Source organism: Massilia sp. MP_M2 (assembly GCF_039123635.1).
In the GTDB taxonomy this organism is placed as follows: domain Bacteria; phylum Pseudomonadota; class Gammaproteobacteria; order Burkholderiales; family Burkholderiaceae_D; genus Telluria.
In genome coordinates this window covers 156,199-178,039 of the sequence record NZ_JBCHJF010000008.1, presented here as the reverse complement: position 1 = coordinate 178,039, position 21,841 = coordinate 156,199, and the positions used below count along the sequence as shown (strand labels likewise).

The following is a 21,841-nucleotide window of genomic DNA, read 5'->3' as shown; positions in this document are numbered from 1 at the left end:
AACAGCTCAGTCGCGCGCAGTACGCCATTCCTGCTGCCGGACGGGTTCCTCATCCTTCGGGCAGGTCGTGTAGCGCTGCTTGCCGTGCTTTTCGAACATCTCGACATCGGTCGTCGGCGCGCGCTCCGTCAGGCAGTAGGTGCCGTTTGCGGTGATCACGCGGGTGCGCCGCGCGCCGTCACCCGTGTTGTTGACCAGTTCGGCGACCCGCGGCGCCTCCCACAGACGCGGCGGCGCCATCTCGCGCGCATGCTCGATGCCGCGGCGCAGGCGGATCTGCGGGCTGTCCGGCGGCAGCACGATCGTCGGCTGGCGCTCCTTGCGCAGTGCACGGTCGATGTCGCCGATGCTGCGGCGCGCGCTGTCCATGATGGCGGCCGTACTGGGGATCACCGGTTCGGCCGGCGCTGGCGGCGCATCCGGCGCCAGCGCGGTCAACAATGCCGGCGCTGGTTCCTGCGCCGGCGTCTGGCGCTGCGCCGCAGGCATCGGCCGCAGCGGCGTGCTGCTTCTCGGGGCTGGCGCAGCCTCCCGTTGGATGGGCGGGACGACGACCGTCCGCGGCACAGGCACCGGCACGCGCAGCCACAGCATCGCCGCATCGTCACCTGCAACCTGTGCTGGCAAGGGGCGCGCCAGTTGCCAGGCCAGCATCAACAGCCCATGCACGAGCAGCGTGGCCGCCAGGCCCGCGCTGCGGGGGGCGGTAAAGCGGTAACGCGAAGTGGCGCTGTTCATGTCGGCCAGTATAGCCAGCGCGATGGTGCTACTTACTCAACAATTCTCACCGCACCCGGCTGTGCCCCGTCAGGCAGCCGCTGGTTGTTCGCTGGCGGCGTGCAGCGCCATCAGCGACGTGACGAGGTGCGCCGGCAATGGGCGGCTGACCAGATAGCCCTGGATCTGGTCGCACCCGTGCGCAATCAGGAAGGCCTTCTGGGCGGTCGTCTCGACGCCCTCGGCGACGACCTGGACGTTCAGGCTGTGCGCCATCGTGATGATCGCGTTGACGATGGCGGCGTCTTCGGCATTGGTGGTCACGTCGCGAATGAAGGCGATGTCGATCTTGAGCTTGTCGATCGGGAAACGACGCAGGTAGGCCAGGCTCGAATAGCCGGTGCCGAAATCGTCGACCGAGACCTGGATGCCCTGCGCACGCAGGTTGCTCAGGCACTGCATCGTACGCTCGGTGTTGATCATCAGCGACGTCTCGGTCAGTTCCAGTTCCAGCAGCGCGGGCGGCACGCCATGCTCGGCCAGCGCGCGCAGCACGTCGCCTTCGAGGTCGCCCTCGGCGAACTGGCGCCCCGCGATATTGACCGACACCTGCATCGGCCCCGTCGTGCCGAGCGTCCAGGCCTTGATCTGGCGACAGGCGACATCGATCACCCAGCGGCCAACGCGCACGATCAGCCCGGTCTCTTCGAGCACCGGCACGAACAGGCCTGGCGACACCAGGCCGTGGCCGGGCCGGTCCCAGCGCAGCAGCGCTTCGACACCGACGATGGTGTCCGTACCGAGCAGCAATTTGGGCTGGTAATACAGCGCGAACTCGTCGTTCTCGACCGCTTTGCGCAGCGCGTGTTCCAGATCCTGGCGCTGCAGCGCATCGGCATTCATCTGCGCCGTGAAGAAGCGATAAGTGTCGCGCCCGGCAAGTTTGGCCTCGTACATGGCGGTGTCGGCGTACTTGATCAGCACCTCGGGGTCGCCGCCGTCCTCGGGATGGACCGTGATGCCGACGCTGGCCGTGACGATCACCTCGAAGCCGCGCAGATTAAACGGCGGATACAGCACCTCGGCGATCCGGCCGGCCACGATGGCCGCGCGCGCCGGGTCCTGGTCAAGCATCAGGATCAGGCCGAATTCATCCCCGCCCAGGCGCGCGACGGTATCGCGCGCATCGACACATGTGGCCAGGCGGGCGCTGAACTGCACCAGCAGTTCGTCGCCCATGGCATGCCCGAGCGTGTCGTTGACGTTCTTGAAGCGATCGAGATCGAGAAAGACCACCGCAATCTGCGCACTGGCGTCCTGGCTCGTCCGGACGGTGCTGTGCAGCGCCTCGTAGAACCAGGCACGGTTGGGCAGTCCGGTGAGCAGGTCGTGGCTGGCCTGGTATTGGAGGATTTGCTGCGCGATCCGGCGCTCGGTGATGTCGCGCACCACGCTGACGATGATCCAGTCATTCCCGGACAACAGCGCCTGGCGGTGGATTTCAACGTCGACCAATCCGCCATCCTTGCAATGCAGCGTGACCTCGCTCAGCCTGGGCTTGATGCGGCCACCCGGCGCGGGCTCGAACATCGCCTCGAGTTCATCGTGCGTCGCCGCGCCCAGCGCCACCGGCCCCAGGGCCAGCATCTCGGCGCGCGTGTAGCCCAGCATGGCGCAGGTGGTATCGTTGACTTCGACGAAGCGCATCGTGTCGCGGCTGACGAGCATGATGGCGTCCGGCGTCGCGTTCATCGCGGTGCGAAAGCGCAGCAGGTCGGCGGTCCGGGCGGCGACTTTCTGCTGGAGCACGAGGACCTGGTCTTCCAGGTCGCCCATATCCTTCAGGCGCAGCAGATTACGCACCCGCAGTCCGAGTTCCGTGGGATCGACCGGTTTGCTCAGGAATTCCTCGGCCCCCGCCGCCAGTCCTTCCTGGCGCATGCCGATGTCCTCGTCTCCCGTGACCATGATGATCGGGATGTTCTCGGTGGCGGGATCGGCCTTGAGGATGGTGGCGACCTGGCAGCCGTCGATACCCACCATCGTCTGCGCGATCAGGATCAGGTCGGGCGCCTCGCAAGCGACCGAGGACAGCGCTTCTGCGCCACTGGCGGCGCTCGTCGTTTCATAGCCTCCGGGCGCCAGCAGGTCGGCCAACCGGTCGCGGCTCTTGGCTTCATCGTCGACGATCAGGACCGTCTGGGCGGGGGTGGTCATGGGGCACTATCCTTAGAAAAAAGCGGGTATGCGGTCACACCTTCACCAGTCGCACCAGATCGCTGTGCGCCGTCCATTCGTCGATGTACGTGGAATTCTTGCCGTAACTGTTATCGATCACGGTGTGGTGCTTGTCCATCAGGCACGACAGAATATGGCCGTGCAAGCGGTCGGTGACGATATGGTCATGGCGCGCGAACAGCGCCACGGCCCTGGACGAAAAACGCTGCGCGACCGGTACCCAGTACCACGGGCCGATCAGCTTCTTGCAGGTTTGCCAGCCGCGTTTGTTGAAAGCAGCCTGAATGCGCCAGGCAAAGTTGATCAGTCGCTTTTCCTGGCCCACGACCTCGACCCAGTCGGTACGGGTGTCGAATTGCGCATCCTTGAGCGACGCCGGCACGACCGGCTTTTCCGTGTCCACGCGCTCGATTCGCAGCACGCCGGCGCCGTTGCCGCTGCTGGCGATCGGATACAGGTGGTGCGCCATGTCCGGCGCCAGATACACGTTGTCGGAAAACAGGTTCGCAATGTGCTGCGACGCCTTGTCCCGAACAAAGATGTGGATATCGGCATGGCGGCGAAACACGGCAACCGACCGGTCACGCGTCGCTGTACTCGTGAAGAACACAGTTTGCGGCAGCATCACGATGCGATTATCCGGAAAGCGCGTGATGATCTCTTCGCGTATTTCGTTGATGTTCGCGTAGAGGTCGCCAAAATTGCCACCACCGTGAAACACCAGGATGTCGGCCGGCTTGACCCATGACGGATCGAACGCCCACGACGTCGAGATCGTCCGGGGAGACAGGCGCTTCTTCTTGAAGAAGGCCAGCGAGCCCTGCATGATCAACAAATCTCCGATGTTGTCGTGCATCGGAATATCGATGTAATGAAAGTCTCTGCCCTTGAGCAAATCATGAATGGTCTCATGCTTGTTTTGCAGATCCAGCATCATCAAACGATGGTTATTCAAGGCTACTCCCCAAAATGCGGTTACTTGGCACGCGTCAGCACCCGGCGCAACAGGGCAAAGTCGCTGCGGGTCGGGATGAAATCGGGCATCGGCTCATTGAGCCGGCGCACCCCGAGAATGATCGTCGTGACCAGGCGCAGGCACGCACCCGCCAGCATCAGCCCCGCTAGCCAGACATAGGTATTTTCGTGCGGCAGAAACGGGATCGCGATGAGCACCGGGACCACGGCGATGATCTGGCGCGCCAGCACCAGCCCGGGCTGCCCGGCGGCGGTGAAGCGTTGCGCCAGCGTCCAGCTGGCGCCGCCGATCACGCATTCGAACAACAGAATGGCAAACGGCATCGTCATCGCGGCAAACGATTTGCCATACACCAGATTGAGCAACCATGGCGACAGCGCGGCGCCAAGCGCGGCCAGCACCATCAGCGGCATGAACGTCACACGGAAGGTGGTGCGGACCGCCTGGCTCAGCGCTTGTTCATCCCGGCCGGCAAATCGCGAGAACAGCGCGACCGACGCCGATTCCTGTACCGCGCCGATCAGACGCGACGTGGTGAATGCGAGCGCATAGAAACCGTATTCGCGGATCGTCCCGCGATTGAGCAGAAACAGCTTGTCGAAATTGACCAGAAACAGGCTCAGCAAACCGATGCCCTGCTGGTGAAAGCCATAGCGCAAGACGCCCCATGGCCGTACCGGCTCCTTGACGTCGGCTGTCAACTGCCAGATCCGGTGCTTGCGCGTCCACCACAGCCCCATGGCGGTGACACCGATCAGCATCAGCAATTGCGTGGCCAGAATCTGTTCGAACGTCACCACGTCGAACCACAGCACGAGCGGCAGCATCAGGACCAGGTTGCCGAACACCTGCGTGAAGCGCAGGATATTGAAGAAATGAAGATCCGAATGCAGTTGTGTGATCGTGAAAATATAGACCTGGCTCGCCATGAACGCGGCAAACGCCAGGATCAGCCACATGAACCGGTGCAGCTGCACCGCGTCGCTCAGTTGCAGCCCCGCGGCGGCCAGCACGGTGGCAAAGATGCTGATGCTCAGCAGCGACAGGAGAAACAAGCGCAGATACGCAAACTGCCTCGCCGCGCCGAAGTGATAGAGGTAGCTGCTGCCCATGCCGCACTGCGCCACACCGGCAGCAAGCGAGCAGACCAGGATTGCCGCCGACAGCAAGCCGCGCCCTTCCGGCCCCAGGATACGTGCGGTAATGACGGACGAAATGAACCCCACCACGGTCATGCCCATGGTGGTCATCAGGGTCTTGCCGAAGGCACGCGAAATGGAAGGCGTCGACGACGCTGTCGCGCTCATGCCCGCGCCCTTTGCGCCGTCCCCGACAGGGCGTTTGCGTGAAGAGTGCGGATCAGCTTATTCAGGTTCATCATCAAAACTCGTCGAGCACAGTGCTTCTGCGGCTGGCAACCAGCCGGGCCGGATCAAAAAAAACCATGGTGCACGAAGGTGCCGTTCATGCCCGAGCGACCCGGACCGTCCGTCATTGTAACCTGCTGCCAAAAAGAAATCTTTTGTCGCTCAGCAATAAAGACGGGAAGTGCACGGCACGTCTCCTTGCCTGTGAGGCCGGGCCGCCTCAATCCCCTGCCCAGCCGAGCTGCATTGGATTGAACGACAGTCCCTTGAGGCACTGGGTCGGCGCCACCCGCACGAAGCCCAGCCGTTCATACGCAGGCACGGCGTAGTTCGACGCGTTGACGGTGAAGTTGCCGTCCCCGCCGCGCGCGATGGCGGCGGCGCGCGCAGCGTGCCACAAGCGCCGTGCCAGTCCTTGCCGCTGCCAGGCGGTGCCGACGAACAGGTGAAACAGATGGCTGTTGTCGCGGATCGCGATGAAACCGGCCAGCCGGTCGCCGTCGAGGGCCACATGGCAGACGTGCCCGCGCGCCAGATACCCGCGGATGCCGTTCTCATCATTCTCGGCCAGGAACGTCGCGGCGCCAAGCGGTGTCGATTCGTGCACGATGAATTCCAGCGCCAGGCTGTGCAGCAGCGCGGCCATGGCCGGCGCCAGGACCGGCACGTCGGCAAGTGCGAGTGGGCGAATGTCCATGGGGGCGTTTCGCAGAAGGTGGCGTCAATACGCTCAACATACCATGGCCAGCGTTGCATCTTGCAGGTTGGTTGTTGCACGAGCGTCGTGCCGGCCGGGCCGATGCCCACGGGTGGCCTGGATACTGGCGCCTGTTCAACGCATGACTTGCCTGCAAACAGTAGTACAGTGCCATCACACCTACTGTCATCACACCATCACGACCCTTGCCCATGCCCCCGACGCTTGCCGATTTCCGCTTTGCCCCTTCCTTCGACGTCGCGGTGGCCAGCCGCGTGGGTGTGGGCGCGTCCACGCGCATTGAAAACCAGGACAACCTCGTCGTCATCGATTTCGATGGCCGCGCCTGCCATCTGCACGAGCAGCAGCCGGCGACCACGACGATTGCCGGCTGGCCCGCCGGGCACGGCCGCCTGGCGGTACTCGACGGGATGGGCGGCCATGGTCACGGACGCGAAGCAGCCGAAGCGCTTGCCGCAGGCCTTCTCGCCATGCCACCCTGCACCTCGCTCGATGGGTTGACGGCGCACCTCGATGTGCTGCACGCCACACTGCAGGCGCGCTTTGCCGAGGGCGCGGGCGCGACGGGCCGGCCCGGTACCACGCTGACCCTGCTCGAACTGCCGCCGGGCCTTGCGCCGCTGCTGTATCACGTGGGCGACTCGCGGCTGTATGAACTCGATGCGCAGCAGGCCACGGCGCTGACAATCGACCACGTGCCGGCCACCGGCGCCGCACTGGCTGGCAGGCTTGGTGAAGCCGAATGGTGGCGCGAAGTCCATGGCCACCACGCGCCGCAGATTGCCCAGGCCTTCATTCTGGGCAATGCGTTTGCCGATCCGTCGCGTCTGTCCGATGGCCTGTTCGCCCTCACGCCCGCCAACCTGCCGTGCTGGCTGACCCACCTGCCCGACCGCCGCGCACTGCAGTTGCGGGCGGACGCGGCGTATCTGCTGGCCACCGACGGGTTCTGGTCGTGCGCGCACCCGGATGCGTTTGTCGCGCGCTGGCCGGCATTGCTGGCCGATGCGCCAGCGGCCGCGACGCTCGTCGAGCGCCTCTTCGGCCTGATGGAACACGAGCCGCCGCCCGGCTTGCAGCCGGATAATCTGACGGCGCTGGTCCTGCGCCCCCTGCCGCGCCACGCCGACGAAACCGCCTTGCCGCTGGACGACGACGACGCGTGTTATTGAACGTTGGAAAGATAACAAATTAATTTGATGCTGTAGGAAAATAATGCTGGTAATCAACGAGCTCGGTGCGCCGTGCCCGCTGAAAACAGCGTAAGCTTGCAATACTCCTTTGAACTTTTATTGACTGATCAATTTGACATGAATCGCTGCCGCAATCCCGCGCATCCGCATTGCACCGTCTGGGTCGCCCCAGGCGAGGTGCGGTGCGCGCACGGGCATGCCCAGCCCGAGGCTGCGGCCGGCGCCTATCAGGCGCATGCTGCGCCGTTGCCGCCGTCCGTCAATCGGGTCGTCGATGCCTTGCCGGCCAGTTTCGACACGATCAGCGCCGTGCGCACGCGGCGTGATACGGTCGTCCCGGCAACGGCGCCGGCGCCGTCCAGCCTGCAGCGCCCGCAATTGCACATCAGTGGGTTCGATCCGCGCGCTGCCGGTGGCCGTCAGGCGCTGCGTCTCGAGTTGCGCGGCATGCCGATGGATTGCGCACCCGACGTGCGCATGCTGGTACGCTCGGCGCTGCGCCTGCAAGGCGGCGAAAGCTACGCCTTCCAGCGCACCTCGCGCGGCGACTGGCGGCCGCTGTTTCTCGAATTTTCGTCGCGCGGCCTCGAACACGGCCAGTACCGCATCGAGATCGAGCTGCACAGCCGCCATGCGCATGCGTCCGATGCCAGCCGCACCTGGACCTGCTCGCCGGTGATCCTGGTGCCGCGCCAGGATGCCAGCCTTGGCGAAATCCACCAGACGTTTCTCGCCACGCACAAGAATGTACGCGTCACGGCCGACGACGCCGGCATTGCCCGCGTCAACGCGCCGGGTGGCGGCCGGATCGATATCGACGTCGTGGCGCGCAATGCATCGATCGCGCATCTGAACCTGGACGGCGGCAACGGCAGCGGCAAGATCGACATGGGCATGACCACGATCGCGTGGGACGAAGACCTGATCGAGATCGACCTTCCCGCCCAGGCCGCCGCGCATCCATGCCTGACCGATAGCGCCTGCCTCGTGCACGCCGAGGCCGATTCAGCCACGCAGCGCCACGTGCGCCTGTTCGCGCTCGACGAATTCATGCTCGGGCGCTTCGAGCCCGACGCACCCGACGCCGCCGTGCTGCTGGCCCACTATGGCGACGCCGGCATGGATGCCGGCGGCCTCACGCGCCGCCTGTCGGGCCGCCACGCGATCATCCGCCGCAGCCGCGCCGGGTTCGACATCGAAGACGTGTCGCGCTACGGCATGCTGCTCGACGGCATTTGGCCCGGCAAGCACATGCCGGTGCAGCTGCGCCTGGGCATGCGCATCGAACTCACGGCCAGCATCAAAGGCATCGTCACGCTCGAAGTGACGGCGCTGCTGGCGCACGCGGTCGTGCTGCACCGGCTCGACGCCGGCGCCCGTGCCGAGTGTTTTTATCTGATGGCGCCGGACGCCGTGCCACCTGCTGGCGAGACGACGCTGACCAGCGCCAGCGCCAGCGCTAGCGCCAGTACCAGCACTAGCGCCAGCACAGGCGGCGGCGTCCAGCCAGCGGCAATGCCGCGCGCTGTCGCCCTGCCGCTGCTGTTCCACCGCGATGGCGGTTTCTGGCAACGCGATCGTGCAAGCGGCCGCGACGCGCCACTGGCCACGGCTGGCGCGCTCGACCGCGTGCAACAGCCCGGCATCGGGATTGCGGCGCGCTTCGTCCCCACCGCCTATCCCGAGGCGCGCGCCGAAGGGCGCGGCGTCGATCGCCGCAGCCTGCTTGCTGCCGCGCTCAGCGCCTGATCAGCCGTACCACGGCACCAGCACCAGAAAGGCCAGCACTGCACCGGCCAGAAGCACTGCCTTCACGGCGAACACGATCGCCGGCGCACGCAGCTGTTCGCGAATTTTCATGACATCACCTCATTCGTATTGACACGCACAGGGTCGTGCCAGACTACGCCCACCCGCATCGACCGGGCGCGCGTTAGCCGCGCGGCAAGGTCAATCCCGGCGCCAGCTTGGCGGCCACTGCGGTAGCGGGATGCGCTCGGCATCGCCCGCCAACGGCACGAAGCGGTTGTCTTCCCAGTCGCGCGCCGCCTGTTCGATGCGCTCGCGGCTGCTCGACACGAAATTCCAGAAAATGAAGCGCTTGCCGTCAAGCGGCGCGCCGCCGATCACGACAAAGCGCGCACCAGCGGCGGCGCTCACCCGCACCGCCGCCCCGGGCTCGAGCACCGCCATCGTGTTGGCAGCGACGCTCTGGCCGTCGATCTCGATCGTGCCGAATGGCGCATACAGCGCGGTCTCTTCAGGCAAGTCGTCCAGTTCGATGGCGGCCCCGGCTGCCAGCTGCACATCGAGGTACAGCGTCTGGCTGAAGGTCGGCACGGGCGAGGTCTGGCCGAAGGCACTGCCCACCAGCAGCCGCACAGTAGCGCCCGGCAGTGCGATTTCGGGTATCCGGTCGGCCGGTGTGTGGCTGAAGGCGGCCGGCGTTTCTTCGTGCTCGCGCGGCAGCGCCGCCCACAGTTGCAGGCCGTGCGTGCGCCGCGTGCGCGCGAGCAGGTCGTCGGGCGTGCGTTCGGAATGCACGATGCCGCTGCCGGCCGTCATCCAGTTGACGGCGCCCGGTTCGATGCGCTGCTCGGTGCCAAGGCTGTCGCGGTGCATGATCGCGCCCTCGAACAGGTACGTCACCGTGGCCAACCCGATGTGCGGGTGGGGCCGCACATCGTGACGGGCGCCGGCCGGTGCTTCCACCGGCCCCATGTGGTCGAAAAACAGGAACGGACCGATCGATTGGCGGGCCGCAGCGGGCAACAGGCGACGCACGGTGAAACCGTCGCCGAGGTCCTTGTCGTGGGATCGAAACAGGTGTGCGATGGCCATGGCAGGTAGTATGAAAAAATGGACGAGCCCTGACTGTACACCCAAACCCTGCCGCATCCCAGCCTGCCCTACATCAGTTCGCGCACCACGCGCAGGCCGACGATATCGTTTGACAGCACGGCCGAGAACCCGTTGCGCAGCGCCGAGCGCAGGTAGCGCGGGTTATACAGCCACGAGCCGCCGCGCAGGATGCGGCGCACCTGGTCGCCGCCCGTTTCCCAGGCGCTGCCGTCGCCTGGCGCGCCGTCGTAGTTCTCGTGCACGACGTCCTGCACCCATTCCCACACATTACCGTGCATGTCGTGCAGGCCCCAGGCGTTCGGCGCGAAGGTATCGACCTTCGTGGTGCCGTGCCGGAATTGCCCGCGTGGCCCGCCGTTGTAGGTAAACGTGCCGTCGAAATTGGCCTGTGTCGTGGCGATCGTGTCGCCCGTATTGAACGCGGTCTTGGTGCCGGCGCGGCAGGCGTATTCCCATTCGGCTTCGCTCGGCAAGCGATAGCGCTTGCCGGTTGCTGCGCTCAGCCACGCCACGTACTGCAGCGCGTCGAACCACGTCACGCCGACCACTGGATGGTCGTCGGTCTGCGCGAAGCCCGGCGCGGTCCAGTCGATCTCGCCGGCCGGCTGCCAGGCGCTGGCCTGGGCAAAGGCGCGCCAATCGCCCACCGTCACCGGATAGCGGCCCATCGCAAACGGGCGCTCGATGCCGACCCAGTGCTGCGGCGTTTCACGTGCGATCCAGTTCTTTTGCGAACCGGCCGCCATCGCGATGCGCCGCTCGTGCTCGGGAGAGCCCATCTGGAAGCGGCCCGTCTGGATCAGTACCATGGCCGGGCCACTGCCGCTGCCGTCGATGAAGGCGTCGCGCAGGATGCCCGAGTCGGCGAGCGGCACGGGCGGGGCATCTGCCACGGCCACCGCCACTGCCACGGCCACCGCTGCCGGCCCATCGGGTGCCCGTTCCTGGCTCACGGGCTCACCCGCGCTGCCCGCGCTGCCCGCGCTGTCCGCAGCGGCATCCTCGCGCGCCTTTTTCTGCTGCGCCAGGTAGGCTGCCGCCGCCTTCAGTTGCGCCGCCTTGCGCGCCGCCTCTTCCTTGGCCGCCTGGGTCTTGGCGACTTCTTCGTCGCGCCGGGCCAGCAGTTGCTGGCGCAGCGATTCCTTGCGCGCCAGGCGTGCCTGTTCCGCCTCGAGCCGTTCACGCCGCTGCTGTTCGCGCAGCTGGACGCGGCGCCCCTCGTCCTGCTGCGCCTTGATGACAGCGGCCGCCTCGGCCTCGAGCTGGCGCCGCGCAGCCAGTTCGCGCGCCACGCGTTCGTGCTCGATGCGCGCGCGGGCGTCCTGCGCCGCCAGCTCGGCGGCCGACGGCCCGGCGGCGGCGCGGATCGCTGCCAGCAGTGCGTGCACGCTGGCCGGGCGTGCCGCCGGATCGCGCCCGAAGCCGCCACGCAGCACCTCCCATTGGCGCGCGCCCAGCGTCTCGGGCACCGTGCCGCCAGGTTCGCCGGGCAGCACGCCGGTAAGCAACTGGTGGATCATGACCGCGACCGCATACACGTCCAGCGTTGGCTCGGGCGTGCTGCCTTCGAGCGCCGCTTCCGGCGCGCGATAGCCGGCCGTGCCGGACGTGGCCGGCGCGTCGAGCTTCGACACGGGGCCACTGGAGCGCGCACGCGCCGCGATGCCGAAGTCGAGCAGCTTGACGTCGCCCTTCGTCGTGACGAATACATTACCGGGCTTGATGTCGCGGTGGACCAGGTGATGCCGCTCCCACGCATAGTCCAGCGCGGCGGCGACCGGATCGAGCAATGCCAGCACGCGCGCCAGCGGCAGGCGGCCCTCGCGCGCCAGCACGGCGTCGAGGTCTTCGCCTTCGAGGTATTCCATGATCAGGAAAAAGCTCGACGTGGCCGGGTCCTGCGCCCATTCATACACCCGCACGATGTGTTCGTGCGCCAGCCGCCGCGCGCGCGTGGCTTCCTGGATCAGGAGCTTGGCGTGGCTGGCGGCCGACGTCGCGTGCGCCGGCAGGATCTTGAGCGCCACCTGCGCGCTGTGACCCAGCTCGGCGTGCGTGGCCAGGTCGGTCGCCTGCCACACCTGACCCATGCCGCCATGCGCGATCAGGCGTTCGAGCCGGTAGCGCCGGTTTTGCGGGCCGATTTCCTGGCCCGTCATCAGGCCGATTTCGGTGCCGGGGCGTGCTGGGGGCGCAGATGCAGACGTGGATACTTCATACAGCGCATCCGGATCGGCTGGCCGCTCGCCCGGATGGTAGGCCGCGTCGAGGATCGCGTTCTTGCGCAGTTCGAACTCTTGCCGGGTCAGCAGGCCGTCGTCATGCAGCGCGCGCAGTTCGCGGATCTTGTCGATGGCTGTTTGCATTGATCGATCAGGCAGACGGCGCGCCGCCGCAGGTGGCGCACACACGGTCGTCACGTTGCAGGGCGTGCCCACGCACGCACTGGCGCGCACCGGCCACGCCCGCCTGCGCCTGCAGGGCCGCCTTGTTCACGTCATTCTGGAGGGTCAACAGGTCGAGCTGGTGGCGCCGGTCCTTGTCGACTTCGTGCTCGCGCCGCGCCTGTTCATCGCGTACCAGCTGCGCCGCGGCGCGCGCCGCCTCGCCCAGGTCGACCTTGGCGGCGCCGGCCACGCCGGCCAGCGCCGTCAACTGGTCGGCATCCATGTCGGCGTGCACGCGCGTCTTCAGGTAATCGGCCAGCACGACGGCATTGGCGGCATCGGCCAGGGCCAGCTTGGCCGTGTCGTCCATCGCGCCCAGCGCGGCGGCGCGTTCCATTGCCAGCCGCGCAAGCGCGATCTCGTGCGCCCGCTCGCCCGCGCGCGCCGCCTCGCCCAGACCGGCGCGGTGTTCGTCGGCGTGCAGCGTCACGTCCTGCAGCGAGCGCGCCTGCAGTGCCTCGAGTTCGATCGTGCGCTGCAGTTTGTCCTGCTGGGCCTCGGCATCGAGCTTGCCGGCGCCGCGCCGGGCGCCCTCGATGCGCTGGCGCGCCTGCTCGTCTTCCCATGCCTGTGTGCGGCCGGCCTCACGCAGGCGCGCCTCGTTGGCCAGCGTCACGCCCTGGTAGCGCGCCTGATACTCGGCTTCGTCGATGTCGCGCATGCGGCGCGCCGCTTCGGCTTCGCTCTCGCGCAGGCGGACGAGTTCAGCGCGCTGGCGCGTCGCGTCCTCGATCAGGCGCGCCCCGTCGATCTTGTGGCGGATCTGCTGCTGCAGCAACTGCTGCGAGAAACGCTGCTGGGCCGACTGGCGCGCATGCTGGGCTTCCTGCTGGGCGCTGGCAACTTCGGCCCGCATGTGCACGCCGGCCAGCGCGCGCAGGTGCTGCCACTGCGCCGCTTCGTCGGCGCGCTGCGCCCCTTTTTGCGCGGCCTCGTGCTGCAGTTCGGCCAGCACCTGGCCCGCGCCCTGCGCCAGCGCCTGCTCGCGCGAGGTCGCTTCGAGGATGCGGCCGTACAGTTCGATCTGGCGTGCACGCACGCCGTGCGCGCGGTCGGCGCCCTGCAGCGACATCTCGGCGCGCGCGATCGCGTCGTCCTGGCGCAGCTCGGCGCGGCGGATGCGCAGGCGCGCCTCTTCTTCGCTGCGCTTGATGCCTTGCCATTCTTCGGCCGTGTACAGTTCGTCCAGGTGGCGCTTGTGCGCCAGTTGCACGTGCTGCTCGTCGGCCGCGAGCCACATGCTGCCCACGCGCGCGCGGTTGGCGTCGTACTTATCATGGCGCAGCTCGACCGTCTGTACGTTTGTCACGGCCAGGCCATAGTCGGCCAATAGAAGCCTGAGGCCGCCCTGCAGGCGTTCGTCGAGTTCTTCGCGCAGCGCGCCGCCAGCGGCCATTTCGCGGATCGAGCGTGCGCCGATGAATTCCAGTGCCAGCTGACGCACCGGATGCGCCAGCAGTTCGCGCAACTCGGGCGTGCCGATGGTGCCCGGGGTGGTCATGAAGTGGCGCGCAAAGGCCGCGACGTTCTCGATCCTGATGCTGACCGTGAAGCGCACCGAAATGGCCAGCTGCTCGCAGGTCGGAATGTCGTCGAAGTCGAAGGGCACCGGCAGCGCCGTGGTGCGCGTGACGAGGATCTCGGCGTGCTGGTCGCGCAGCAAGTGGTTCAGGCGCGTGAAGAACCCTTCGAGTTCGTATTCGCCCTGCGGTACTTCGGTCGCCTTGTCGCCCTGCAGGATGAAACCGCGCGCCGTGGCAGGCACGCGCAGCGTCTTGACGAACAGCCCGGACAATTCGCGCAGGCCAAAGAACACGGCCAGCTCGTCGGGCGCCGGGACCCAGCGGTTCTCGACCAGCACCGGCTTGTTGCGCGGCGCCCCCAGGATCACGCCACAGCCCGCGCAGTAGCGTGCATCGACCGCATTCTTGCGCTCGCACCGCGGGCAACTGGCCCCGTTTACTCCGAACATGTGCAACATAGCCGACTCCGTTTTCTCTCTTGCCTTCTGCTTGCAAACGTGCTGCCCTAACGCCCGATTCTAGCAGGGAGGCGTCTGGCGCCGCGGTGCGCTCGCGCACACCCGCAGGCAGGTACAGCCCTTCTGCACCGGTGATCTCAAATGATGCCGATGCGCTCCACACACGCCAGGCTCGCGCCACGTGCGCGCAGCGCCTCGCGCATGCCCTGCGGCAGCGCGTGCTCCCATGCCTTGGGCAGCAGGATGCGGTCCCCCGCTCCCGCCTCGCGCAGGATCAGCGCGCACTTGGGCGCCAGTGCGTCCACGCTCTCGACCTTGCCCGCATGCCAGGCGCTCGAGGTGCCGGTGGCGACCACCCTACCCCGCGCCACGAATTCGCGGCCACGTGCGATGCGGTCGGCCATCACCAGCGCCAGGCCGTACGAGTCGCCCGAAAACCCAGCTTCGCCAAAGCGCACCGTGGTTTTCCACTGGCCCTGGCCACGGCCGTCGAAATGGCGCGCGCCAGCCAGCACGGCCCGTACCTGGCCCTGGCGCAGCGCGTCCAGGTCGGGCACGCTGACCGCATCATCGTCGGTATCCGTCGCACTGGCAGCGGCGCCGGCCAGGGGCCGCACGCTCACCTCGACCCAGCCAAGGCCATCGTGTTCGCCGCCGCTGTACAGCGGGAACCAGGCGCGCGCGCTGGCCGTCGCTGCGCCCGGATCCGGCTGGCCGGTCAGCGCGCCCAGGTGCGGCAAGCCGTCCGGGCCGCCCGCCAGCACGCCGTCAGGCGCTTGGACCAAATTGCGACCATCGATCCGCCCCAGGTGCCAGGCGTCGGACCAGCCGTTGGCCACCATGGGTCGCGCCGCTGGAAACACGCCGCGCACGATGCGGTCTGCCAGCACGGCGGCCAGTTCCCAGTCGCGCGCGACCGGATCGAACGCGCGGTCGGCGCTGAGCACCACCTGGTCACGGCTGTCGTGGCGCGGCTCGGTATGGCGCGCCAGGCGCACCACCTGCTGCATCCGTTCGGCCTGCGCCGGCGCGCCGGGGACGCTGCACTTGACGTCGGCGCGGCCGGCGCGCGGGCGGCGCGTCGCGGTGATGGTGACGCTGCTGCCGTCGGGCAGAATGCTGCGGCAGCACGCTTCAAACACGGTGCCCGTCATGCCGTCACCTCGTCCTGTACGTGCGTGACACGGCGTGCACCAGTCTCGGTTTCGAGATTGGCGACGATGCGGTCGGCTTCATCGAACAGCACGTCGAGCGGCCCTTCGCCGGCGACCTTCATGCGCGCCAGCAGCGCCCAGGCTTCGTCGAGCGCGGCAGCGGCGCGGCGGCTGTGGCGCGCACGGCGCAACTGCTCCTCGGGTGCCAGTGGCTGACCGGGCGCGGCCAGCTCGAGCGCCGGCATCGTGCCGACCGACAGGCTGACCAGGTCGAGCCGGCGCAGCAGCTCCTGGTGCTGGCGAAAGCGCACCTGGTCGGCCGGCAGCACCGCCATGCGCACCGCGCACATCAGGCACGGCAACTCCAGGAACAGGCGCCGCAATGCGCGGGCATCTTCGCAGGCCGGTACGAATGCTTCCGCTGGTATTGTCGTCAACGCAGCGGCCGGTTCGGCCGACGCTGCCGCCGTCGCAAACACGGGCTGCGCCGCCAGGCGTGCTTCGAGCAGCGCCGGGTAATCGTGCGTCGCGCCAAGATCGACCGGCACGCAATCGTCGACCGTCACGCCAAAGCGCGTGTACATCAACTGGTTAAAACCGGATCGGAACCTGTTCCACTCTTCCAGCGTGGTGCAGGGCGGCAGTTCGAGATTGCCCTGGGCCAGCTCGCGCTGCAGCGCCGTCTGCGCCAAACCGCCAAAGCCCGCGAGCTCCACTGAGCTACCCGCTTCGCTGGCCAGGAACAGGTCGAAACGCTGGTGCGTGGCGCGCGGATCGCTGGCGTCGACCGCGAAGCTCACGCGCAGGCCGATCTCGGGCGCGCCGGCAAACGGGACGAGGTCACAGGTGTACGGCCCCGGATGGACGCACCAGGCGGTTTCCCCTTCGAGAGCAGCGATGCGGCTGCCGGCCGCCAGGCGCCGGCTGCGGCCACCGCGATCGACCAGCACGGCGGCGCACGGCGCAGGAATGGTGATGCCCGGCGGCGCCGGCAAGGCGATTGCGACGCTACCGAGCAGCGTCGCGTCGAACGCGTCCTGTCGTGGCGGGCGTCGCAGGGGATTCCGGAACAGTGAACCTAGCATCGTTGTCCTTGTGGGAATTGCGGGAACTGCACTATGTTGATGGGGGCACGGGCGTCGCGATGGGTTGCACATCGAAGCGCGCCCCGTGCCGTTGAAAGTGAACTGCCGGTGAGGCCGCAAATGGCCACGGGCCTTCGCACTCGCCGTCCGCATCCAGGCTGCCTTGCACGATCACGCTGCCGGCGCCGTCGCGTACGGCGATCGTCGCGCGCGACGCCAGCAGCTGCGCCGCACCCGGCGCGTCCAGATCGAGCTGCACGACCACGCCGGCTATGCCGCGCTGGTCGACGAAGTGCAGGCGCCACATCCGGTCATCCGTGCGCAGCACCTCGAGCGGGGCGCCGCTGTCGGCCGCGCGCAGGAGCCCAGCGCTGCCGCTCCAGCTTACTGGCTGACTACGAACATGCGGGGTACGAACTGCAGCGGCCAGATGGCGCATGCGGCGCAGCGTCAAGGGCGACGCCTGCAGCGCCGCGCGTTCGCCATGCGTCAGCGGCCGGCTGCCGCTCAGTGCCTGCAGCAGGACGGCATCGGCCAGCACCAGGGCATCGCCCTCCACGCGGCGTGCCAGCAGCGCGCCGGCTTGCAGTTTGCGATCCAGATTCGTCATGCCCATCGTTGTTCCTCCTGTGTTCCAACCACCTCGTTCAGGCGCAGTATCGCGGCGTCGCGCCGCTTGCGCAGGGTCGGCAGCGAGACGCCGTCGAGCAGGGCCAGTTGGCCCATCGTCGGCAATTCGCCCGTGGCCGGATCGCACCATTCGGATGGATAACAATCGTCGAATGGCCCGAGCAGCTTGAGATACACCGCCAGGCGTACCGGCAAGCTGTCCTGCGCCATCCGGCGCGCCGCCCAGCTGGCGCGGTCCTCGACCGTCGCTGCCACTACCAGGTAGTTGGGGGGAAGTGAAACGCAGGGCGCGATGCAAGTTAGCGCTGCGGCCAGTGTCGCCTCGCTGTCCGGTGCGACGTCCACGTCAAGCTCCGGCGCTTCCTGGCGCGCTTCGAGAATCTGGTCCGGGCCCGGCGTACTGCCCTGTTCGGACTCGTTCAGCACGCGCCAGTAATCGTCGAGCCAGGCATCAGACGCACCAAGGTCCTGCAGCCAGTCGCCGTCGCGGTTGGCCGACAGCGCGTCGTACTCGGCGATTTCGCGCAGCATTGCAGCAATCTTGTCGGGACTGGACTTCAGGCTGGCGAAGCGTTTTGAGCGCGTGTGCAATGGCCCCGGCACGCCCGTGTGCGCTTCCAGGCTTTCGCTCCAGCGCACGATCCATTCGGGCTTGCAGTCACCGCTCGAGCGCAGCTGGCGCGCTTCGATCGGCATCGCCTCGACGCTGCGGCCCAGGATCGCGCCGACCTGCGGCGCATGTTCGCGCCAGCTCTCGAACAGGCGCGCGATGTCGTGATAGGCCGTGTCGAGCATCCGGTACGCGTACATACGGTTCGGACTGCAGGGCCGGCCGCACGCCACCTGGTAGTGATCGCTGTCGACCTTGTCGCGTAGCACCGCATACAGGTCATTGAATTTCTTGCGCAGCAGCGCTTCGCCGCCTGCTTGCGTCCAGAACGGCCCGATGCGCGCATGCTCGGTGGCCACGGCCGTGCACAAGGCGGCCCAGTCGGCGGGCCGCGCCTGCAATTCGTAGACCAGGCTCAGGGCCAGCTCGGCGGTCGTCTCGCCGTAGCTGTTGCCGGGTGCATGCGCGCGCTTGCCGCCCGCATGGAGGATCGGTGCGACCGCCTCGACATACGCGGCGAGCGACTGGCCTGTATCGACGCCTTGCAAACTGGCGGGGTCGATGCGGGCGAGCGCCTGCAGGGAACACTGACCCAGCAACTTGCGGACCTGCTCCCAACCGTGCTCCTGATACCGGGTCCCCGGTAAACGCATACCTTCCTCGTCCTCGATTTCTCTGCACACATGCTGCACAACGAAATAGATGATGCCATACAACTACAGCATTCAGGCGTGCTGGAGACCCCTATTTGTGCCTCTTTTCCAACGACTGACCGGCCATCGATGCCAGCAGCGCCGCCACGACCGGTGCTGCATGGCCACCGCCGGTCAACGCTGAATGACTGACAAAGGCCGCAAATGCGAGTCGGCGGGTCTGGCCCGGCAAGCTGCCCGGCTCGAGGTAACCCATGAACCAGACCGTGGCCAGATCGTCCTTGCCGGCCGGCGCGGTGCCCGTCTTCGCATACAGGCCGGGGCGCAGCGCATCGAACGCCGGGCTGCGCAATGCCCCGGCCGCCGTGCCGTAGTCGACGACCCCCTTCATGCCGGCGCGTACGCGGTCCAGCCGCACGCCAAGAGGCGCGCCCTGGCTGGACGCAGCGTCGCGGCCGTCGAGCGCCAGCAGCAGGCGCGGCGTCACGCTACGGCCTTCGCCGACGCTGGCCGCCACCAGTGCCATTTGCAAGGGCGTGGTCTGCATCCGCAGGCCAATTGCCATCTGGCGCAGTTCATGCCGGCTGTGCACCGGATCGAGCTGCGATGCGGACGCCGACAGCGCATCCCAGTCGCCCCAGCGGTAATCCGGCGGCAGCAAGCCGCCGTCGAGCCGCAGCGGCTGGCCGAAGCCCAGGCGCGCCGCCATCGCCGCCACCGGACGCGCAGCGTCGAGCGCACCCGGCTCCAGCGCGGCAGCGCCCGGCATGCCGCCGTCAGGCTGGCCAAGCAGCGTGCGGTCGCTCAGTTCACCGGTCCAGGCAAACCATGTATTGACGCTGTGCGCCATCGAGCCGGCCAGGCCCAGGCGGCCGTCGGCGGCGCGCGCGCCCGTGATCTGGTCGCGGAAATTGGTGATGCGGGCGCGCGTGCCGCCCGCCGGGTAGCTCGGGGCATCGGTGCGAAAGTCGTAACCGCCAGCGCTCGCGATACGGTCCACCTGCGCCAATGGCAAGCCGCCCAGCAGCGTATCGAGCTGCTTGTTGCCTTGCGCGGCCTGCTCGAGCCCCAGCGCAGTGATGACCTTGAAGGTCGAGCCGGGCGCGCGGTGGGCGCCGCCGTCGTGCTGGAATGCGGCGATGCGTAGTGGGCTGCGCGCCGGGTCGGCGCGGTCGAAGTCGCGCACCTCTGGCCAGTTCTCTGGCGCGGCCGCCGTACCACCACGACTGCCGCCACTCGATGCCGCCGCCAGGATGTCGCCGGTGCCGGCATCGAGCAGCACCAGGCCGGCGCGCCGCTCGGCGGGCGCCGCCTGGGCGTTGCGACAGGTGCGACCATCCCACTGGCCGCCCTGTTGGCCAATGCAGTCGAGCAGCACCTGGGCCCGGGCTTGCAGCGCCAGATCGAGCGTCAGGCTTGCCGCATGGTCGCCCCCGCCCAGGCGCGCCAGCATGCCCGCCACGCTGCCGTCGTGCTGACGGTGCACGCCCAGCAGCGGCGCCAGGCCGGCCAGCGTCGCCTGGACTGACGGCGCACCATCCTGCCACAGGATTTCTCCATGGCGATCGACCAGGCGTACCGGGGCGCCGGCGGGCCGCGCACTGCGGCTGCCGGCCGGCAGCGCCTGCCATGCAAGCACACCCCGTTCGACCTTCAGATGGCGATAGGCAGCGTCGGCGCCGCCGGACAGTCTGGCCAGATCGAGCGGCTCGATCTCGACCTTGACCGACGTCGCGCCCGGCAGTGGCGACAGCAGCAGGTGCTGCACGGCGCCCGTATCGGGACAGGCGCGCCCGTCGCAGGCAGCACGGGCCGCCACGGTGGCGCCCTGCACGCTGCGCACGCGGCCGGCGACCAGCAGTTCCAGCGGCTTGCCGTCAGAGCTGGCGCTGAGGCTCACGAGGCGGTCATGCCGGCCGCCTTCCCAGCCGCCGACGCGGTGCCACGACGCCCAGCCTTGCGGCAACTGCGCGAACAGGCGCATCGCCGCCAGCGGCAAGCCCGCTTCGCGCACTGCCGGGCTGCCCGCCACTGCCGCTTGCCAGATTGCCGTTGCGCCGGGCCGCACGCGCCACGCCACCAGCCGTCGTTCGCTGTTGAACACGCGCACCTGTTCGCGCACGAAGGCGCCATCCGCACGATGATGCAGGCGTTCCAGCAGGCGCCGGTCGCCCGCGTCGGGCCGGAAGTCTTCCCAGCCGGGCAGCGGCGCGCGCACCGACGCGTCGGCACCGAGCCAGGCCAGCAAGTCGCGCGGCGCCTGTTCGATCAAGCCGTCGCGGCCCAGCCGCAGCAAACCGCGCGCACGCAGCGCGTCGAACAGCGCCTCGTCTTCCAGACCGGCGCCCGGGACCTGCGGCACGGTCCAGACGCCGGGCCGCAGGCGCAGCGTAACTGGTGCGCCGAGCGCCGGGAAGGCTTGCACGAAGGCCGCTTTGGCGGCTGGCTCACCGGGCTGGAAATGCTGCAACACCAGTTCACCGGCCTGCGGACAGGCGCCGCTTGGCCGGCGCGTGAAGCGCAGCGCCTCGCCGCGCCACAACAGCCAGCCTGCGCCCCCCAGCGCCGCCTGGCCCTGGCGCGCATGCGTGGCGACTCCGCCCGTTGCGTCGCTGATCCAGCTCGCGGTACCAAACAGCGCGTTCCAGGCGATCGCCAGTCCGGTCGTGGCATTGCCGGTGATGTCGATGCGCGGCATGCTGGCGCCGTCGCGTGCCAGCAGCACGCTGCGCGGCGGCCCATTGCTGCTGCGCGCGAGCGCCGCGGCTTCGCCAAACGGATAGCCGACGCGCAGCGGCAACAGCCGTCCATTGGCCGGATCGAGCATCTGCATGCACAGGTCGACCCGGACCGCCGGCCCGGCCTGCATGCTGTTTGCAATCACGAGCGCCAGCGCGCCGCGCTGCGTCAGCGACACACCGCTGTCGGGCGGCACGATGATCTCGAGACCCGGTGCCAGCGGCTGAAGCGCCGCCAGCGCTTCTACGCCAGGGACATCCTGCGCATCGTTGGGCAAGGCGCGCGCGTGCAGCGCCAGCGCCACCACGCCGCCCATCACCAAGGCCAGTGCGGCCCAGGCCCAGGCCGGACCGAGCGCAATGGTCCAGCCCCGGCGCAGATTGCGGGCACGCCGCCGCGCCGTGCGCGACGCGGCGATGTTACGGGTCAGGGTGGCGAAGGGGCCGGTCATGCACGAGTCCAGTGGCTAGC

General features: G+C 68.0%; 15 protein-coding genes. 2 read left to right on the top strand and 13 right to left on the bottom strand.

Annotated elements, in window-relative coordinates; all coding sequences use genetic code 11:
• Positions 1-6: 6 nt before the first annotated feature.
• From RCH14_RS17390 to RCH14_RS17370, 5 genes are all read right to left on the bottom strand, one after another.
• Positions 7-738: a hypothetical protein gene (locus RCH14_RS17390; protein ID WP_343027358.1), complete on the bottom strand. Its 732-nt coding sequence runs from the start codon at positions 736-738 to the stop codon at positions 7-9.
• Between the two features lie 69 nt (positions 739-807).
• Positions 808-2,934, bottom strand: a complete 2,127-nt coding sequence (locus RCH14_RS17385; RefSeq protein WP_343027357.1) for an EAL domain-containing protein — start codon at positions 2,932-2,934, stop codon at positions 808-810.
• A 34-nt stretch (positions 2,935-2,968) separates the two neighbouring features.
• Positions 2,969-3,910, bottom strand: a complete 942-nt coding sequence (locus tag RCH14_RS17380) for a polysaccharide pyruvyl transferase family protein (RefSeq protein WP_343027356.1) — start codon at positions 3,908-3,910, stop codon at positions 2,969-2,971.
• Between the two features lie 20 nt (positions 3,911-3,930).
• The gene (locus tag RCH14_RS17375; protein WP_343027355.1) at positions 3,931-5,238 is read right to left on the bottom strand and encodes a hypothetical protein; all 1,308 of its coding nucleotides are present in this window, start codon (positions 5,236-5,238) and stop codon (positions 3,931-3,933) included.
• Between the two features lie 280 nt (positions 5,239-5,518).
• Entirely contained in the window at positions 5,519-5,995 is a 477-nt protein-coding gene (locus RCH14_RS17370; RefSeq protein WP_343027354.1) for a GNAT family N-acetyltransferase, read from the bottom strand.
• A gap of 212 nt (positions 5,996-6,207) precedes the next feature.
• On the opposite strand from RCH14_RS17370, the gene RCH14_RS17365 reads away from it, so the two are divergent.
• Together RCH14_RS17365 and RCH14_RS17360 are read left to right on the top strand one after the other, a co-directional pair.
• Positions 6,208-7,188 (top strand): protein phosphatase, encoded by a 981-nt coding sequence (locus tag RCH14_RS17365; protein WP_343027353.1) that lies wholly within the window; start codon positions 6,208-6,210, stop codon positions 7,186-7,188.
• 138 nt (positions 7,189-7,326) lie between these two features.
• The gene (locus tag RCH14_RS17360; protein ID WP_343027352.1) at positions 7,327-8,958 is read left to right on the top strand and encodes an FHA domain-containing protein; all 1,632 of its coding nucleotides are present in this window, start codon (positions 7,327-7,329) and stop codon (positions 8,956-8,958) included.
• A gap of 201 nt (positions 8,959-9,159) precedes the next feature.
• Here RCH14_RS17360 and RCH14_RS17355 read toward each other — a convergent pair whose 3' ends face one another.
• The 8 genes from RCH14_RS17355 to RCH14_RS17320 form a co-directional block, all read right to left on the bottom strand.
• Positions 9,160-10,050 carry a pirin family protein gene (locus RCH14_RS17355; protein WP_343027351.1) on the bottom strand — a complete coding sequence of 297 codons (891 nt, stop codon included), beginning with the start codon at positions 10,048-10,050 and terminating at the stop codon, positions 9,160-9,162.
• 68 nt (positions 10,051-10,118) lie between these two features.
• Positions 10,119-12,437 (bottom strand): SUMF1/EgtB/PvdO family nonheme iron enzyme, encoded by a 2,319-nt coding sequence (locus tag RCH14_RS17350; protein WP_343027350.1) that lies wholly within the window; start codon positions 12,435-12,437, stop codon positions 10,119-10,121.
• 7 nt (positions 12,438-12,444) lie between these two features.
• The gene (locus RCH14_RS17345) at positions 12,445-14,490 is read right to left on the bottom strand and encodes a hypothetical protein (RefSeq protein ID WP_343027349.1); all 2,046 of its coding nucleotides are present in this window, start codon (positions 14,488-14,490) and stop codon (positions 12,445-12,447) included.
• Between the two features lie 146 nt (positions 14,491-14,636).
• On the bottom strand, positions 14,637-15,653 hold the full coding sequence (locus tag RCH14_RS17340; protein ID WP_343027348.1) for a hypothetical protein: 1,017 nt from the start codon (positions 15,651-15,653) through the stop codon (positions 14,637-14,639).
• Complete coding sequence (locus RCH14_RS17335; protein WP_343027347.1) at positions 15,650-16,738, bottom strand: hypothetical protein; 1,089 nt, start codon at positions 16,736-16,738, stop codon at positions 15,650-15,652. The genes RCH14_RS17340 and RCH14_RS17335 overlap by 4 nt, the downstream gene beginning before the upstream one ends.
• A gap of 31 nt (positions 16,739-16,769) precedes the next feature.
• Complete coding sequence (locus RCH14_RS17330) at positions 16,770-17,348, bottom strand: hypothetical protein (RefSeq protein ID WP_343027346.1); 579 nt, start codon at positions 17,346-17,348, stop codon at positions 16,770-16,772.
• Positions 17,345-18,631, bottom strand: a complete 1,287-nt coding sequence (locus RCH14_RS17325; protein ID WP_343027345.1) for a hypothetical protein — start codon at positions 18,629-18,631, stop codon at positions 17,345-17,347. Before RCH14_RS17325 ends, RCH14_RS17330 begins: the two co-directional genes overlap by 4 nt.
• A gap of 91 nt (positions 18,632-18,722) precedes the next feature.
• Complete coding sequence (locus RCH14_RS17320) at positions 18,723-21,821, bottom strand: penicillin-binding transpeptidase domain-containing protein (protein ID WP_343027344.1); 3,099 nt, start codon at positions 21,819-21,821, stop codon at positions 18,723-18,725.
• Positions 21,822-21,841: the final 20 nt, after the last annotated feature.